Origin of the sequence: Phocaeicola paurosaccharolyticus JCM 15092, assembly GCF_000613805.1 — a bacterium.
Taxonomy (GTDB): domain Bacteria; phylum Bacteroidota; class Bacteroidia; order Bacteroidales; family Bacteroidaceae; genus Phocaeicola; species Phocaeicola paurosaccharolyticus.
The window spans coordinates 96,432-114,150 of the sequence record NZ_BAJR01000003.1; the positions used below are offsets into that span (position 1 = coordinate 96,432).

10 protein-coding genes are annotated in these 17,719 nt (G+C 36.6%); 4 read left to right on the plus strand and 6 right to left on the minus strand.

The window, feature by feature from the left end:
• The first annotated feature begins 286 nt into the window (after window positions 1-286).
• Both JCM15092_RS02800 and JCM15092_RS02805 read left to right on the plus strand, forming a co-directional pair.
• Window positions 287-2,623, plus strand: coding sequence for a glycosyl hydrolase 115 family protein (locus JCM15092_RS02800; protein WP_024993326.1), 2,337 nt, complete (start codon window positions 287-289; stop codon window positions 2,621-2,623).
• A 57-nt stretch (window positions 2,624-2,680) separates the two neighbouring features.
• Window positions 2,681-3,355, plus strand: a complete 675-nt coding sequence (locus JCM15092_RS02805; protein ID WP_024993327.1) for an SGNH/GDSL hydrolase family protein — start codon at window positions 2,681-2,683, stop codon at window positions 3,353-3,355.
• 118 nt (window positions 3,356-3,473) lie between these two features.
• Here the strand turns inward: JCM15092_RS02805 and JCM15092_RS02810 are convergent, their stop codons facing one another.
• The 4 genes from JCM15092_RS02810 to JCM15092_RS02825 are packed head-to-tail and all read right to left on the minus strand — an operon-like array spanning window position 3,474 to window position 8,325.
• Entirely contained in the window at window positions 3,474-4,664 is a 1,191-nt protein-coding gene (locus JCM15092_RS02810) for an AGE family epimerase/isomerase (RefSeq protein WP_024993328.1), read from the minus strand.
• A 4-nt stretch (window positions 4,665-4,668) separates the two neighbouring features.
• On the minus strand, window positions 4,669-6,075 hold the full coding sequence (locus JCM15092_RS02815; protein WP_024993329.1) for an MFS transporter: 1,407 nt from the start codon (window positions 6,073-6,075) through the stop codon (window positions 4,669-4,671).
• Between the two features lies 1 nt (window position 6,076).
• Window positions 6,077-7,258 carry a glycoside hydrolase family 130 protein gene (locus JCM15092_RS02820; RefSeq protein WP_034541468.1) on the minus strand — a complete coding sequence of 394 codons (1,182 nt, stop codon included), beginning with the start codon at window positions 7,256-7,258 and terminating at the stop codon, window positions 6,077-6,079.
• Between the two features lie 2 nt (window positions 7,259-7,260).
• Window positions 7,261-8,325 carry a glycoside hydrolase family 26 protein gene (locus tag JCM15092_RS02825; protein WP_024993331.1) on the minus strand — a complete coding sequence of 355 codons (1,065 nt, stop codon included), beginning with the start codon at window positions 8,323-8,325 and terminating at the stop codon, window positions 7,261-7,263.
• A gap of 276 nt (window positions 8,326-8,601) precedes the next feature.
• Here JCM15092_RS02825 and JCM15092_RS02830 point away from each other — a divergent pair, with 276 nt between their 5' ends.
• Both JCM15092_RS02830 and JCM15092_RS02835 read left to right on the plus strand, forming a co-directional pair.
• Window positions 8,602-10,335, plus strand: a complete 1,734-nt coding sequence (locus JCM15092_RS02830) for a DUF6057 family protein (protein WP_024993332.1) — start codon at window positions 8,602-8,604, stop codon at window positions 10,333-10,335.
• Between the two features lie 12 nt (window positions 10,336-10,347).
• A complete protein-coding gene (locus JCM15092_RS02835) occupies window positions 10,348-11,814 on the plus strand; it encodes a TolB family protein (protein ID WP_024993333.1) in 1,467 nt (488 codons plus the stop codon).
• Between the two features lie 502 nt (window positions 11,815-12,316).
• Here JCM15092_RS02835 and JCM15092_RS02840 read toward each other — a convergent pair.
• A complete protein-coding gene (locus tag JCM15092_RS02840) occupies window positions 12,317-14,218 on the minus strand; it encodes a RagB/SusD family nutrient uptake outer membrane protein (protein ID WP_024993334.1) in 1,902 nt (633 codons plus the stop codon).
• Window positions 14,219-14,237: 19 nt separating this feature from the next.
• Complete coding sequence (locus JCM15092_RS02845; protein ID WP_024993335.1) at window positions 14,238-17,513, minus strand: SusC/RagA family TonB-linked outer membrane protein; 3,276 nt, start codon at window positions 17,511-17,513, stop codon at window positions 14,238-14,240.
• Window positions 17,514-17,719 lie beyond the last annotated feature (206 nt).

Here is a 17,719-nt window from a genome sequence, read left to right on the forward strand (position 1 = left end):
GACATTAACAGTTGTTTTTGTATCGGCTTTACATAATCATAAATTTAATCTTGTAAAGTATAATTCATTTTGCCATTATGTAGCTGGTCATAACCTTTTGTAAGTATCCTGAGAATGCAGTAAGAATTAAGACACCTACTCTTCCATTTGCTAAATATAAGCTTCAAGTTAAGGTCACAGGTGATAAACCTGAATGGAGCGACAAGAGAAAAATAATGTATGGAAGTGATGATACATTTGTGACAATAAATGATATTTACTATTTTCGATGAATAAAATATTAATAATGAAATATATAAAAGGAATAATTGCTCTTATTTTTGTTGTTAACGCTCAAATAGCTAGCGCTTTCTCAATAATATCAGAAAAACAGATAAACATATCTTTTGATAAGAAAGAGCAATCAGTAGTTAAGAAAGCGCTGGATTTGTTTACTCAAGATTGTAAAGTAGTATTGTCATCTGATATAAATATTAATAAATCCGGCAATATCATCGTTGGTACTATAGGAGTTAATCCTCTTCTGAAAGGCTATTCCAAAGAGATATCTAAGATAAAAGGTAAGAAGCAGGCATTTATTATTAAATCGCTTCAAGATGGAAAACTATTGGTAGCCGGTAGCGACTCCCATGGTACTGCCTATGGCCTAATGGAACTCTCGGAATTGATAGGTGTATCTCCATGGGAATGGTGGGCTGATGTTACTCCCAAAAAGAGAGAATCGTTTACTCTTCCTGATTCATACGAGAGAGTATGTTATCCTTCAGTGGAATATCGTGGTATATTCATTAATGATGAAGATTGGGGACTTATGCCTTGGAGCTACAAAAATTATGAGAAGTCTCCTGAGAGGGGACATATTGGTTCACGTACCAATGAGAAAATCTTTGAGTTGCTATTAAGGTTGAAGGCTAATACATATTGGCCGGCTATGCACGAATGTACAAAACCTTTCTTCCTTACAGATGGCAATCGTGAGATGGCAGCAAAATATGGCATCTACATAGGAGGTTCGCACTGTGAGCCAATGGCTTGTAGCGCTGCAGTAGAGTGGGGTGTTCGTGGAAAAGGGGAATACGATTATGTAAATAACAGGAAAGGTGTATACGATTTTTGGGAAAGCCGTGTAAAAGATGTGGCAAAGCAAGAGATATTGTATACCATAGGCATGAGAGGAGTTCATGATGGTAAGATGCAGGGTGCCAATAGTGTGGAGGAACAGAAAAATGTGCTGACAACAGTTTTTAAAGACCAGCGTGAGCTATTGACTAAATATGTAAATAAAGATATAGAGAGTGTACCACAAGTATTTATCCCATATAAAGAGATATTGGATGTTTATAATGCAGGCCTTCAAGTACCGGATGATGTTACTCTGATGTGGTGCGATGATAATTATGGATACATTCGTCATTTTCCTACTTCAGAAGAGAATATGCGTAAAGGAGGTAGTGGTCTCTACTACCATGTCTCTTATTGGGGACGTCCGCATGACTATTTATGGCTTGGAACATTTAGTCCATACCTTCTTTATCATCAGCTAAAAAAGGCTTATGATAAAGGTATTCAGAAGATATGGATCTTGAATGTTGGTGACATAAAACCAGCAGAGTATCAGATAGAACTTTTCATGGATATGGCTTGGAATATCGATGAAGTAAGCAAAATAGGCGTAAAGTCTCATCTGCAAAACTTCCTAAAGAGAGAATTTGGGAATAGTATAGGTGAAAGAATAGCTCCATTAATGGACGAGTATTATCGTCTGGCATTTATACGAAAGCCTGAGTTTATGGGGAATACACGTGAAGAGGAGAAAGATCCTCAATTCAAAATTGTTAAAGACCTCAATTGGAGTGAAGATTACATAACAAAGCGTTTGAATGATTATAAAACTATATCAGACAATGTGGAAAAGATTGGTAAAGATGTAGACAACGATCTTCAAGATGCATACTTCCAACTGATAAAGTACCCATTGCAAGCTGCTTCACTGATGAATGAAAAACATCTTTATGCACAACTTGCCCGACATGGTAAATCCGATTGGAGTAAGAGTGATATGGCTTTTGATGGCATAGCCTCTTTGACAAATATCTATAATGAGGGCATAAATAATAATGGTAAGTGGAGATATATGATGGATGCTCAGCCACGCAAGTTATCGGTCTTTAAGAAAGTGCCTCATACATCTTCTGATAAAGGGATGTTTGTGGAACGACCATATAAATACAAGTTCAATGCAGCTGATTATGTAGAAGGTAAAGGGCTACCTTGTGAGGGACTGGGTTATGAAGTAGAGGCTGTAGAGATATCTGAAGGCTTATCTCTGGGATATGATTTCGGCTCTATCGATGCAGATTCTGTAGAAATAGAACTCTGCTTTGTTCCTACTCATCCTGTTTCCGGTGATAAATTGCGCGTAAAGATTGCACTTGACGGAGAGACATGTGAACAGGAGATATCATATCAAACATATGGAAGAAGTGAGGAATGGAAAGAGAATGTACTTAATAACCGTGCCATTCGTAAAATAAAGCTGCCATTGAAAAGGGCTGCTTCTCATAGAGTGAAGATTACGGCATTGGATAATGGTATTGTTTTTGACCAACTTTTCATATATTGATCTCTAAATATTATATCTTTACAGTAACGATATTCTGTTTTTACTATTATTAATATTATGAAGAGACTTTATTTATTATTGATTCTGTTATCATGTAATCTGGCCATTATGGCTCAGACAGTATCCTCTGAGATACTCAATTCCTCACTTTATGGGAAGACAATAAACGTTATAGGAGACAGTTATGTAAGAAACCATCTACGTCCTGTTGAAGAGAGCTGGCATGCAAAGGTTGCCAAGAAGTATCATATGAAATATAATAATTATGGTCGCAATGGAGTATGTATAGCTTTCGATCGTGAACGTTTTGGTAAATCTCTGCTGACTCAATATGCTCAGATGAACGATAGTGCGGATTATGTACTGGTTATTGCCGGTCATAATGATGCCGAATTTGTGAAGAATAATTCAGACTCATTGCTTATCGTTAGTGATGCTATGGATAAGCTCTGTAAATCGTTAATAGCAAAATATCCAAGTGCAAAGATTGCTTTTGTAACTCCATGGAATGTACCTCGTCAAGGTTTCCAACAGGTTATTGGTGTTATGGAGGAAATTTGTGCAAAATACTCCATTCCTATATTCAATGCAGCAAAGAAGAGTGGGATATATGTATGGGATGAAGCATTTAGAAAGCTATATTTCCAATCACCTAATGATACTGCTCATTTGAACGATATGGGACACAATCTGTTTATGAATAAGGGGGAGAAGTTCTTGTTAGGACTTTAACTTTATAGAATTATATATGAGAAACCCCGAAAAGTTTATATCACTTTTCGGGGTCTCTTTTTAATAAATATTTGGTAATAAAAATGTAGCTTATAAATAATTTGAAATAGTCTTATGGTCAAAATCTTTCAATAATTTCCATACACATTCTTCCATTGTGATATGGGCACTTCCAAAATCCAGCCTTATCATCTTTACGGTTTACCTCTCCATTATCAGAAATACTCCAATACCACTCTCCATTGTCATAGTCTATCAGGTTATTCTTTATGAACTCCCAGCATTTTATGGCTTTTGATAGGTATGCATCATCATTGGTATGCTGATACATATTAAGGTAGCCGATAACAGTTTCTGCCTGAACCCACCAATGTGAGTCTCTATCTGTAGTACCTTTTTCAAGGTTCTTCTCGTAAATCATTGAGCCTTTTGTTGTTAACCCTTGAGATGCAGCATCGGCTATCTTCTTTATGATTGGAAGGATCTTATTTTTTAAGTCTTTATCTTCAAGAACAGAGACTGCTTCATCAATAAGCCAAGAAGCCTCTATGTCATGGCCATATGATACAATTCTATATTTACTGTTCCAATTATCATCGAAGAAGAGGTTAAGATGACTGGTCTCTTTATCCAAAATCTTATCAGTAAATATATCTATCAGATTTCTAATCTGCCTCTCTAACCTCTCATCTTTCCATACACGATAGAGATTTGTATATGGTTCAAGAATATGCAGATGAGTATTCATTGTCTTTCTTTCATTTGCATCTTTTTCGCTCAGACGCATGTCGTCTATCTCGTTCCACTCTCTTGTAAGTGCTTCACAATAACCGTTTTTATCATTGTCAAAGCTGTACTTCTCAATGCTTTCGAAAAGAGATATTGCATAATCAAGTGTTTCAGTATCAGATGTAGCTCTATAATATTCGCTTAGTCCGTATATAGCAAAGCCTATTGCATAAATCTGCTTCTTTGTATCTTTTGGCTCTCCATTATCTTTGAGTGACCAGTAAATTCCACCGAATTCTTTATCGAAAAAACCATTTATGATTACTCTTTTAGCGCGGGTAGCCATTTGAAGGTACTCAGGTTTCTTGAACAGTCTATATGCGGCTGAGAATGTCCACAATATTCTGGCATTTAGTATAGCTCCTTTATCTGCTCCCTTAATATGATTATCATTGCCATCTATCCTGCCGTAGAATCCACCCTGTACATCGGTCATCTTTTCTATCCAATATGGCAATATGTTATCAAGCAAAGTTTCATTGACTTCACTCTTTAACGTGGTTATTATATTCTCATTCATATTACTAATAGTTTTCTCTCCTTGTCTTGAGTTGTTCAGTTACATCCTTCATCTTCTTATCACCAAGTGGATAGAATATGAGAGCTACTACAGCTATAAGGCATGATAAGCCAGGCAACCAGCTCATAAGCATATTAAGTCCGAAAAGTGCTCCGTCGTTCTGTGCAGAATTTAATGCAGTGTTATATCCATAATAAGAGAGTAGCCATAATATAAGAGCACTTCCGAAGGCTCCTCCGAATTTCTGTGCCATTGTTGATGATGAGAAGATAAGTCCGGTAGAGCTTCTTCCATTCTTTAGTTCAGAGTAGTCGGCAACATCGGCATACATACTCCAAAGAAGAGGAAATGTCATACCTGCCATAATGGAAATAAGGATTTGAAGCGATAGGTATAGCCAACTCCCGGATGCATAAAAGAATACAATACTCAAAATAGCAGCCATAGACATAGCAAACATATAGGTATATTTCTTACCAATAAATGATGATATAGGAACTGCTAATATTACACCTATCATATTGGCTATCTCGCCAACTGCTAAATATACACCTGTAGTTAACCTTATTTCATTTCCTTCATTAGTGATCCAAAGTATATTATTATCTCCAACATAGTTCTGGAAGAAATATGCAGCAGCTCCTCCTCTGATAGAGTTAAAGAGCAGTGCTGATATTGCAACAAGAAGAAGTATCCACCAAGGGCCATTGCATCCTAATGCTTTAACATCTTTCAATACAGAACGATCTTCTTGGTTATTGTTTACCACTCTCTCTCTTGTCCATAAGAAGCATAATACAAAGATAATGGCACATATAATGCCTATAACAATCATTGCAAGTTGCCATGAGGTCTGCTCAGAGTGAAGACGTGCAGCTGCATCCATATCTGGTGTCGCCTTGTTGAAGCAACAGCAAAGAGGTTCAAAGATTGCGATTGCAATAAAACTTCCTGCATAAGCAAAAAACATTCTGAAGGATGAAAATACGGTCTTCTCTTCAGGTTTGTCAGTCATGACGCCAAGCATAGCTCCATAAGGAACGTTGATAGCTGTGTATATTGTCATCATCAATATATATGTCACATAGGCATATATGAGCTTACCGGTATAGGAGAAGTCAGGCGTACTGAAGGTCAATATACCTGCTATTGCAAAAGGAACAGCAACCCAAAGTAGGTAAGGTCGGTATCTTCCCCATTTAGTACTTGTCCTATCTGCAATTATTCCCATTATAGGGTCAGATACCGCATCCCATAATTTGGAGATAAGAAGCAGAAGTGCTCCATCAGCTAGTGAAAGACCAAAAACGTTTGAATAGAAGAATGGAAGATAGTATGAAAATATCTTCCAAAACATAGAGGAGGACATGTCGCCAAATCCATAACCGATTTTCTCCTTTAAAGATGCCATTTTACTTGTTTAATATTTTTAGATTATTGTCAACCAATCTCTTTATATTATCAACTGAGGCTTTAGTTGTCAGACCATCTTGTGGTGTGTTCATGCAATAGTCAATAAGCTTATCGATAGTAGAAGTAGCAACATGCATTCTAGTATCAGAAGAGGCATAGTAAATATATACTTTTCCATCTTCATCTGCAATCCATCCATTAGTAAAAAGTACATTTGACACATCACCAATTCTCTCTTCACCCTCAGGAGCCATAAAATATCCTGATGGAGCAGCTATAATCTTTGTAGGATCTTCAAGAGATGTCATATACATATATAAAACATATCTTAATCCTGCAGCACATCCTCTCACTCCGTGCGCTAGGTGTAACCATCCTTTTTCAGTCTTAATAGGATGAGGGCCCTCTCCATTTTTGACCTCCTTTATGGTGTGGTAAAATCTATAATCTATTATCTTTTCATCTTTTACAACAGCATTAGTGATGTCATCTATTAAAGCCCAACCGATACCACCGCCGCTGCCGGCATCGATGAATCCATCTTGTGGTCGGGTGTATAGTGCATATTTACCGTCTACAAATTCAGGGTGTAGTACAACATTTCTCTGCTGGCGTTTTGACTTCAAATCAGGAAGTCTCTCCCAGTTGATAAGATCTTTAGTACGTGCTATACCAGCTGTGGCTGTAGCAGAAGAGAGATCACCTTTTGGGGCATTATTGTCATATCTTTCAGCGCAGAAAATGCCATAAATCCATCCATCCTCATGAGCTGTAAGTCGCATGTCATAAATATTTGTTGCAGGGATAATATCTTCAGGCATAGTGACAGGATAGTCCCAAAAGCGGAATTTGTCTATACCGTTTGGACTCTCTGCAATAGCGAAGAATGACTTTCTATCAGCACCCTCAACTCTTACCACTAAAATATATTTACCATTATATTTGATAGCTCCGGAGTTCATGGTAGCATTGATGCCATTCCTCTCCATCAAATATGGATTTGTCTCTTGATTAAAGTCATATTTCCATATCAATGGAGTATGTTTGTTGGTGAGAACAGGATTCTTATAACGATTGTAAACGCCGTTACTTTCCTCTACTATCTCATTTTTCTTTTGTATTAACGATTCATGATGAGTGAATAGCTCCTTAATTCTCTTGTTATATTCTATTGAGTTCATATTTATTTGTGTATCTTTTTATTTATGTCATTTAGGAAAAGAGTTTTCTTATCATTATAGAAAGAGATAAAATTGTCTGCTGATTTTTGTCCTGGATATGGAGCGTAATAGTGATTTACCTTCTCTCTGGCATTTCTCCATACAACCATATAAGAAATAGGATATCTGTTTATTATTGGCATGAGAACCTCAGTCCACCATGTAGAGTCTGGTATTGCCTCAAATCCTGTCTCTGTAAGAGCTATAGGCTTTTTATGCTCTTCACCGGCTTGCTTTAGTATATTAAGAGCTTTGTCTAACTCCTTTTTATAAACCTCTTTATCAAACTGGTAGGTGTCTACTCCCAATATGTCTATTATATCATCACCTGGATATCTTTCAAAATATTCATCTGTGTTGTTGTATTCACTGCCCGGACTGTATGCAAAGGCTACATTATCGACTCCTCTCTCTCTCATCATCTCATATGTCATCCTCCATAAAGCTTTGTACTCGTCGGCAGTGCAGAGTTTCTTTCCCCACCAGAACCAACTTCCTGTATGTTCGTGCCATGGTCGGAAGATCACAGCTATTTTTTTACCATTTTCGTCCTTTAATGAGTTTATGAAGTCACAAAGCCTTCCTATCCATAGTTTAAATTTGGAATGGTTTTCACCGCCGGGAAGAATAGATGATACAACCTTATTGCTGCTTACATCCCAAGCATCTTTTCCTGTTAATGGATTATCAAGATGCCAGCTTAGTGTAACTATACCTCCTCTTTTATCTTGATTTAAAATTTCTCTATGGATTTTTGAGAAAGCTACGTTGTCCAGGCTTTTTTCATTACCTAATTCAATATGACCCAAGTCGAAGCTTATCATTGAAGGATAATCACCACATACACTCTTCACATCCGATCTTCCTTCGTCTCCTTCCCATCCTATACCGTATAGTGTATCGTCGTGATGACCGAAGAGATATCCTTTTTGAGGAATCTTCTTAAGGAAACCAATAACTTTTTTTAATTCCGGAGATCTGTTATCTTGTATTTTTTTTGCTTCAGAATTAAAATGGTCATCGCACATAAAAATGTAAATAATATTATCTTGGTGATTTTCATCGTATATAATTTATATAATAGATTTATGGCAAAATTAATGCATACTCTTTTATATAAATAGTATAATTTTATCAAAAGACAATACTAAAAAAAGATGCATAATTATTGTTTATCCATCTTATTTTAAATGTTATTATTCCCAATATCCATTTGAATAAAATACGCCTAAATCATTATGAATAGTGTTTCTAAATTTTCAGTTATCATTTATTCTAACTAGATTTGTGACAAATCTATATGCATGAAAAAATATATATTTAATAGTGGTAAACCTATACTTTTTATTGAAGGTACCATTTTGTTTCTGATACTTTCTTTTGTGTTCTATGTTGTAGGTTATTATAATTTCTGTTATCTGGAGCAGTGGAATACTTTCATATTCAGCAAAGAAGCTTACAGCGATATTTTGTTTCAACCAGGAGGAGCAATTCAGGTACTTTCTAATTTTATAGTTCAACTATTTGTTCATCCTCTATCTGGCATTTTTATTTCAGCATTTATCCTTACATGCCTTGCTCTAGCGTTATCCTGCATTCTTTATAAGTGGAGTAGAAACCGAGCTTCTTTTCCTATCTCTCTTTTTCCTGTAGCCTCGCTTATATTCTTGCATTATAATGTAAATTATAGTTATTCCGGAACTTTGGCTATTTTGTTGATGCTTGCTTTTCTTAGTCTCTATCTTTCAATCAATAAATTTTCTTACCGTTTTGTATATTCAGTTATATCTTTACTGCTGATATACCAGTTGGCAGGTCCTATAGCCTCTCTTTATGGTACTATTTTGATAATAATGGAGCTTTCAAATTTAAAGTGGAAATCACTTTTCATACTTATATTACCACTAATCCTACTTACAACAGTATATTTTTCTCTTAAGCAGGGGGTGGTAGGAGAGTGGAAGCAACTTCTACTTCCTGATGGGTACTTTACATTAAGACTTCATCCTGGCAATATAATATATATGCCTTGGATTATTATATCATCTGTCTTTGTACTATGCGGCATTAGCAAACTGTTTGAGTTAAAGAAGAAATGGATGGTTATTTCTGCTAATGTCATTGTATTTGTTGCTGCGGCTGTTTTTACTCAAACAGGAATCAAAAAATATGTTGATAGTAAAAGTGAAATTTTCAAAGAACTAAACTATTATGCAAGCAACAGTCAATGGGATAAGATTATTGAGAGATGCGGCAATATACCAATAAACAATCTTCTTTATCAGAACTACCTTAATATAGCTCTTGCGGAGAAGGGCATGTTGGCTGATAACCTTTTTAAGGAACCTTGTTATGATATACAGACGATTTATGTTGTAAGTAACAAAACACCATATATTTCGGCTCTTTTGAGTGATATATATTTCTCCATGGGTCATATTTCACTGTCTCAACGTACAGCTTTCGAAGCAAATGAGGGGGTAGGCAATTTTTCACCACGTATGCTAAAACGCTTGGTACAAACAAATATCATTTATGGGGCTTATGGGGTGGCGGATAAATATCTTGATCTGCTAGACAATACAATGTTTTATAAGGAGTGGGCTGAATCATATAGAAAATTCCTTTGGAATGATGCAGTTGTTGAGGCTGATCCTATATTGGGCGCTAAGAGAAGATGTCTCTTCCCTGACAATCGTTTTGCTGGAATAAATGGTTTAGATGATGATTTGAAGCAGATAGCCATACAAAATCCATCTCACAAAATAACAGTGCAATATTTGGGGTCTCTATATCTTCTATTTAAAGATTTACCTCGTTTTATGCAGACTATGGAACAGTTCTATGGTACAAAAGCATTACCATCGCCATTACCTCTCTATTTTCAGGAGGCTGTAGTTGCATATGCATCAGGAGATGACAAGATATTAAAGAAATATCAGATAGATGATGCTGTTGTGAAGCGCTATGAGTCATTCAAAAAAGAGCCACTTCAGCAGCCAAAAAGCTTATGGCATTTTTTAAAGTTCAGAATCTAAAATAAAAAACAGATGAGAAATATAAAATGTATTTCAGCTATTATAGGTTTAGCACTATTATCGGGATGTGCCGATAGGGTGAACGTTGACTCTCATATTAATTCTGCTCCCCCAATCTTTCCGGATTATACTGATGTTACACTTCCCCCAAATATAGCTCCACTTTGTTTCAGCATGCCTGATAGCTGTGGAGTAGCCCAATTTAGAGCAATATATCGTAGTGGAGATGAAGAGATTGTGGTTAAAGATAATGACGGGCAGTTTGCCATAGGTCAGTCTGACTGGAATAACCTAAAGAGAGCATCATCAAAGATAAGAGTGACTATTCAGGCTAAGAAAGGTGATAAATGGATAGAATATGCTCCTTTCAATTTGTATATTGCTAAAGATCGTATTGATCAATATATAGTCTATCGACTTATTGAACCGGGTTATGAAACTTGGAATGAGATGGGAATATACCAACGTAACCTTGAAGATTATGAACAGAGTGCGATAATTACAAATAAGATGACCGGATATGGATGTATGAATTGTCATGCTTTCTGTAAGAACAGCCCTGAAAAGATGCTTTTTCATATGAGGTCTGATTATGGAGGTACATACATAGTAGGAGAGAATAGTTTCAAGAAGTTGAATACAAAGACTCCACAGACTATATCAGCTTTGGTATATCCATCATGGCACCCTTCTGGTAATTATGTAGCTTTCTCTGTAAATAATACCAAACAGATGTTCCATACTACTGATAGAAATAGGGTAGAGGTATTTGATAATGCTTCGGATGTAGTAGTATATGATGTTAAAAAGGATGAGATAGTATCATCTCCGTTACTTATGTCAGATCGTGCCTTTGAAACTTTCCCTGCTTTCTCACCAGATGGAAAGACTCTCTATTTCTGCTCAGCCGATAGTTTGGAGATACCAGCTAAGTATGACAAGGTGAAATATAGCCTTTGTTCTATAAGCTTTGATGAGAAAACACGCTCATTTGGTAATGTTGTAGATACTCTATATAATGCACGTGAGGGTAAGAGCGTATCATTCCCACGAGTTTCTCCTGATGGAAAATATCTTATGTTTACTCTTTCTGCTTATGGTAATTTCTCAATATGGCATAAAGATGCAGACCTTTACCTTGTAAATCTAAAGAATAAACAGGTTTCTCCATTAAGCGAACTAAATAGTAAAGATACAGAGAGCTATCACTCATGGAGCAGTAATGGTAGATGGGTAGTATTTAGTAGTAGACGAATTGATGGCCTTTATACTCGTCCTTTCATCGCTTATATAGATAAAAATGGCAAGGCTCATAAGCCATTCCTTTTGCCACAGAAAGAGAAAGATTACTATACATTCTTGATGAAGTCATACAATATACCTGAATTTACAACAGGAAAGGTTAAGGTAGATCAATATGTTACAAGTAAGATAGCAAAGAAGGATAAAGGTACAGACCTAAAATTTAGTTACAAATAACATTAATATAATCATATCAATGGATTCTAATTATCAATAATTGGAATCCATTTTTTATATCCTTTTATAACCATTAGTAGTCCATATGGCAATTAAGCTATAAGTTAATATCCTACTTTAATGTATATTAAACAAATCGGAAACATAACGTAGTCTATCCTCTCTGTCTAATAATATCCACTTCGCCTGTTAATATATTTATTGAATAGCAAAACACTGCTCCACATATTTGCTTTATTATCTACACTTCATTTGTATAATCTAACCATCCACACATGTTTTATCTATATAAGGTATCACCATAGAAATTGTTAAATAGAAGTTTAGCAACCATGTTGAACATTCAGTTGTTTTATTTAAAGCATAATTATAGTAATCATTAGAGATATAAACTGCTAAACTTATAGAAAGGATTGCACAAAAAAGAAGGGGCTTCCCAATAAATTAGGAAACCCCTTCAGCTCTTAAAAACTAATATCCTATTGACATTAAATTCTAAATATTATTTGTATGCATCGTTCTGATCGCAAAGTGGGTTTTTAACCAACTCATCAGTAGGAATAGGCATATCCATTCTCTTAGGATCGAAATCGAACTGACGTACAGACTGCCAGTCACTCTTAGGATCTGATGCCTGAGCATGTTTTGGATAGTTATGTGCAATATGATCTTCCATGAAACCAGATTTTAACATATCAGGACACAAACACCATTCAGCACTGAACTCTTTACGACGTTCCATGTTTAAAGCAACTTTCCATACTGGAGATGTAAAGCCTTTCTGAGCTTTCAACTGAGTATAGTATGTCTTAGCATCAGGAACAGTAACAGCAGCTGTAGCAAATGGGTAAGGATAACTAGTGGTAGGAACATAGTCACCAAATCCACCATCAGCATAGAATTTTGCCATTTCATTATTGTAATAAGGAGCATACTTTTCAGTTAAGCTCTGAGCATTTCCTGCTTCAAGGTTACCAAATGCACGATTACGGAGTGTATTAATCTGAGCCCAGCCTTGAGCATCATTCTCTCCATAAAGATTGAAACGACATTCTGCATAGTCTAACATTACGTTAGGAAGACGTTTTCTATAAATCTGAGCTGGTGCCCATTGGTCATTATTCCAGTGGCAACGTCCCAAACGCCAGTATTTAGTAGTATAAACAGCAGGAGCATATTCACCACCTGTATCATATTTATAGTTATCATAGTTCAAATATTCCTGAACGAATGGATTGAAACCATTAGGAGAAGCATTTACTTTATCCAAATAATCTGCATTAGATGGAGCATCTAACCACTCTTGTTGTGGTTTGATAGTACTCTTCCATTCAGGTTTAACCAATTTAGACTCTGGTATACCTGCAGTAACTAAAGAACCGTCACGACGTCTATCACCTGGTTCGAATGAATCATAAAGTTCCCAAGAAAGAGCGATTGTACCCCAACCACCATTTGCAGGAGCTGCAGAGTAATAAATTGTCCAGCCGTTAGCACCACTTACAGCGTTACCATCCCAGCTACTCCATTTATCACCTTCATTCAATACCTGTTCGTAAATTGATTCTTTACCATAAACACCTGTAGCATCCCAAAGAGTCGTATATGATTTGTTCAATTCATATTCACCACAATCCAAAACTGCTTTCAATGCTTTCTCAGCCTCTTGGTAGCAAGCTGTAGCAACGTCAGGGCAACGATAAGCTTTCCACATGTAAGCATCACCTAGATAAGCAAGAGCCATACCTTTAGTACAACGTCCATAGTTGCTTTGATAAGGTTTCCAAGCTAATAGATCAGAAGCTTGCTTCAAGTCATCAATGATGAAGTCCCACATCTCTTCGTAAGATTGAGCTCTTGCTTTATAAGGAGTATTTACATAAGTCTCACCAGTCTGAAGCATAGGAACACGTCCGAATGTAGTAGCTAACCAGAAGTAGTGGAATGCACGTACAACTCTAGCTTCGCCTTCTGCTGTTTTAGCAACTTCAGAAGAGAAATTAGCAGTGTTTGCTGCTAAGTTAGCAAGGAAGTCGTTACAGCGAGAGATACCGCTATATGCTCTGTTCCAACCTTGTCTTAGCTCTTTTTTCTCAGCTGTCCAACTCTGAGTCATAAAGTCCTTATCCCAACCTGTTGCCTGAGTATCCATTGTAGGATGACATCCGGTAAAGATGTATGGTTTGAATGCGTCATCATTATAGTTTTCATCTTCGTCAGGAAGCATTGAGTCGTAGCATCCGTTCAAACTTCTTAATAGGTGGGTATCGTTATCATATCCTGAGTTCAAATCCAAAATAGAGTAATGATCTACTGTCAGGAATTCTTCATTGTCACAAGAGGTAGCTCCAAATAAAAGAGCAGACCCTGCGAGCAAACTATATAGTATTTTATTGAATTTCATATGTCTTTCATTTAAATTGTTAGAATTGAACATTTAGGCCGAATGAGAATGTACGTGGTGAAGGATAACGACCTGTATCAAGACCTGTTACGAGTACACTACCTTGACCGCACTCTGGATCACCATATTTATTATATGATGAGAAAGTAAACAAATTAGATACAGCTAGATAAACTCTTGCATTCTGAAGTAACATTTTGTTTACCAAAGATTTTGGTAAAGTATAACCAACCTGAACGTTGCTGATCTTTAAGAAATCACCATTCTTAACCCATGCATCAGAAGCACGCATGTTGTAGTTTGCATCCAAAAGTGAAAGGCGTGGTAATGTTCCATTAGTGTTAGTTGGTGACCAAGCTTTTTCAGCTGCCTCTTTCAAAATATTTGGAGTTGGGTCATCAGCAGTAAACATATTGCTCAAACGCATTGCTGAGTAAGAGAATATCTTTTGTCCTAATACACCATAAGTATACATTGAGAAGTCCCAATTTTTATATGTAGCAGAAAGATTCAAACTGTAGTTAAGTGTTGGGAAACCATTACCCAAAACATCCATATCGTTTTCATCGATGAAACCATTGCCATCCAAGTCTTTGAACTTGAAGTCACCAGCCTGAGTTTTGCTATTCTGGTAGAATCCACTGTTCTTTCCATTTGTAGCAGCATTTGCAGCATCTACAGCAGCTTTATCTTTGAATACACCTTCTACACGGTAACCATAGAATGAACCTACAGCATAGCCCTCTTTAGAAATAGAGTGATTACCCCAGTGATAACCAGCAGCAGCACCTACTGCACCAGTATTAGAACCATCACCTGTCCCTTGACCACTTGAGTCTGAGTTAGTATAATATACTGGCTCACCCATCTTCTTAATTTCGTTCTTCAATGTAGAACCATTCAATGTAGCATTGATTGTCCAATCATCATTAAGACGTTTCTTATAGTTAACGCTCAATTCAAATCCTTTATTGTTAATCTCACCATAGTTAGTGTATACCTGAGTGAAACCTGTTGAAGGACGTACCTGACGATAAAGTAATAGATCTTTTGATTTACGGATGAAGTAGTCAGCTGTAACATTCAACTCACCATTAAGTAACCCAAGGTCAATACCGATATTAGTCTGCTCATTAGTCTCCCATTTTAGATTTGTATCTACAAGTCCTTGGAATGTACCACCGTTTGCAGAAGGAGTAGATCCGATACCAATATTACCTCCTTGGCTATAGAAGTTATATTTAATACCTGCAGCACTTAATGCAGCTACTGAAAGGTCTGTTGCACCACCTGAGTTACCAGTCTGTCCCCAACCTAAACGAAGTTTCAAGTTAGAAATAATATCCTGGTCTTTCATGAAGTCCTCTTCAGAAATACGCCAAGCAGCTGCTGCTGATGGGAATGTACCCCAACGGTTACCTGCACCGAAATTTGAAGAACCATCACGACGAACAGTACCAGTAAAGATATAGCGGTCATACAAGCTGTAAGATCCACGAGCGAAGTAAGAGATGTTACGTGATTCAAGGTTCAAGCTACCACCTGCTGTAAGAGAACTAACATCAGAAGTCATTGATACGTTTCTTACATTGTCACCAGGGAAGTTCTTTGCACCTGCACTTGTCCATTGACCGTAGAAACGAGAAACCTCATTACCAGCCATCAATGTAAGATTATGGATATCGTTCTTCCAATTATAAGTGAAATAGTTCTGGATAGAAAGAGTCTGGCTGTCATTGTTACTTAAATTGAATGTGTTAGTGTAATCCAATTTGTTCAAAGTAACTTCAGTCATTGTTCCAGCAACATCGTTGAAACGTTTGTTGTTTGAAGAACCAACGAAACTATTGTATGAACCAGAATTGTAGTTGTAAGATACCAAAGTCTTGTAACTTAATCCTTTAAATAGAGTCAAATTCAAATATGCACTAGCCAAAACACGGTTGTTACGGTTACGTGATCTGTTGTTCATCTGTGTAGCATAGATGTTATTGTATGAATCAAGGAAACCTTCATTAGCATTTTTACCAAGAGCTGCACTACCGTAAGTACCATCAGCATTTACAACATTAGGAGATACATGTACTCCCTCTGTAGTTATATAATCCATTGTAGGACAAAGAATTTCCAAGTCACGGAAAGATGACATGTTACCGAAGTTACCTACAGTACCGTTTGATCCATGAGAGTCTGTATGAACGAAGTTTAAGTCACCACCAAATTCTAAGTACTTATTGATTTGAGTCTTAACATTAGCACGTGCAGTAATACGTTGATATTGTGAGTTCACAATCAAACCTTTGTTATCAAGGTAACCAACAGAGAAGTTATACTGGCTCTTATCATTACCACCTGATGAAGAGAGATTATAGTTCTGACGTAATGCTGTACGAGTCATTTGGTCTAACCAATCTATCTGTTTACGCTTTCCATCATATTGCTCAGCCCAGATCTGGTTGTAAAGACCTGAAGCGTCATTTGCATGTGCCTGACGGATTAAAGCTGCATAGCCATCAAGACTGTTAACTTCAAGGTTGCTAGATATAGTTTGAAGACCGAAGTCAGCTGTCAATGTAATAGATGAGTTACCTTTAGCACCATGTTTTGTTGTAATCATGATAACACCATTAGCACCTGCAGAACCGTAGATAGCTGTTGCAGAAGCATCTTTCAATACTTCCATGCTCTCGATATCTGATGGGTTAAGGAAGTTTACATTTGTTCCAACTTGAACGCCGTCAACTACGTAAAGAGGGTCAGCAGAGCCATTGATGGTCGCAACACCACGGATACGGATAGCTGCGTTAGCCTCAGGAGCACCGTCTTGTGAAGTTACCATCACACCGGCAGCAGCACCTTGCAAACCTTGTGCTACGTTTACTGGAACTTTACGCATCATTGCTTCGCGGTCAACAGAAGCAACAGAACCAGAGATATCACTCTTCTTCTGTGTACCATAACCAACTACTACAACTTCATCCAAAGATTTTGAATCCTCATTAAGTGTAACATTGATGGTTCTTTTTCCAGATACAGAAACTGTTTGTGTTGTGTATCCGATAAAAGAGAATGAAAGTTTTGCATTAGATGGGACATTGATTGAGTAATTTCCATCTAAATCGGTAATAATACCATTTGTAGTACCTACTTGAAGGACGTTCACACCTGGCATTGCATTGCCAAATGGATCCTTAACAGTACCTTTAACTGCTAGGTTTTGGGCGAAAACCAAAACAGGTATCATCAACAAAAGTGATAATAGCCCGAAGCTTCTTTTCAGATTAACGTTTTTCATATAAAAAATTATTTTAAGGTAATAGAAAAATAACTCTATTTAATAAGGTATATATAATACCATTAAAATCAAGGAAATATAAGCTTGAATCATGTTTTCATATTCATATTGATTAAGGGTTTAAACTTTGTTTATTTTAACTTGATAATTCCGCTTGTCAATAGATTTATTATAGTGGTGTTGGTTAAATTTATTATAATTTTAAC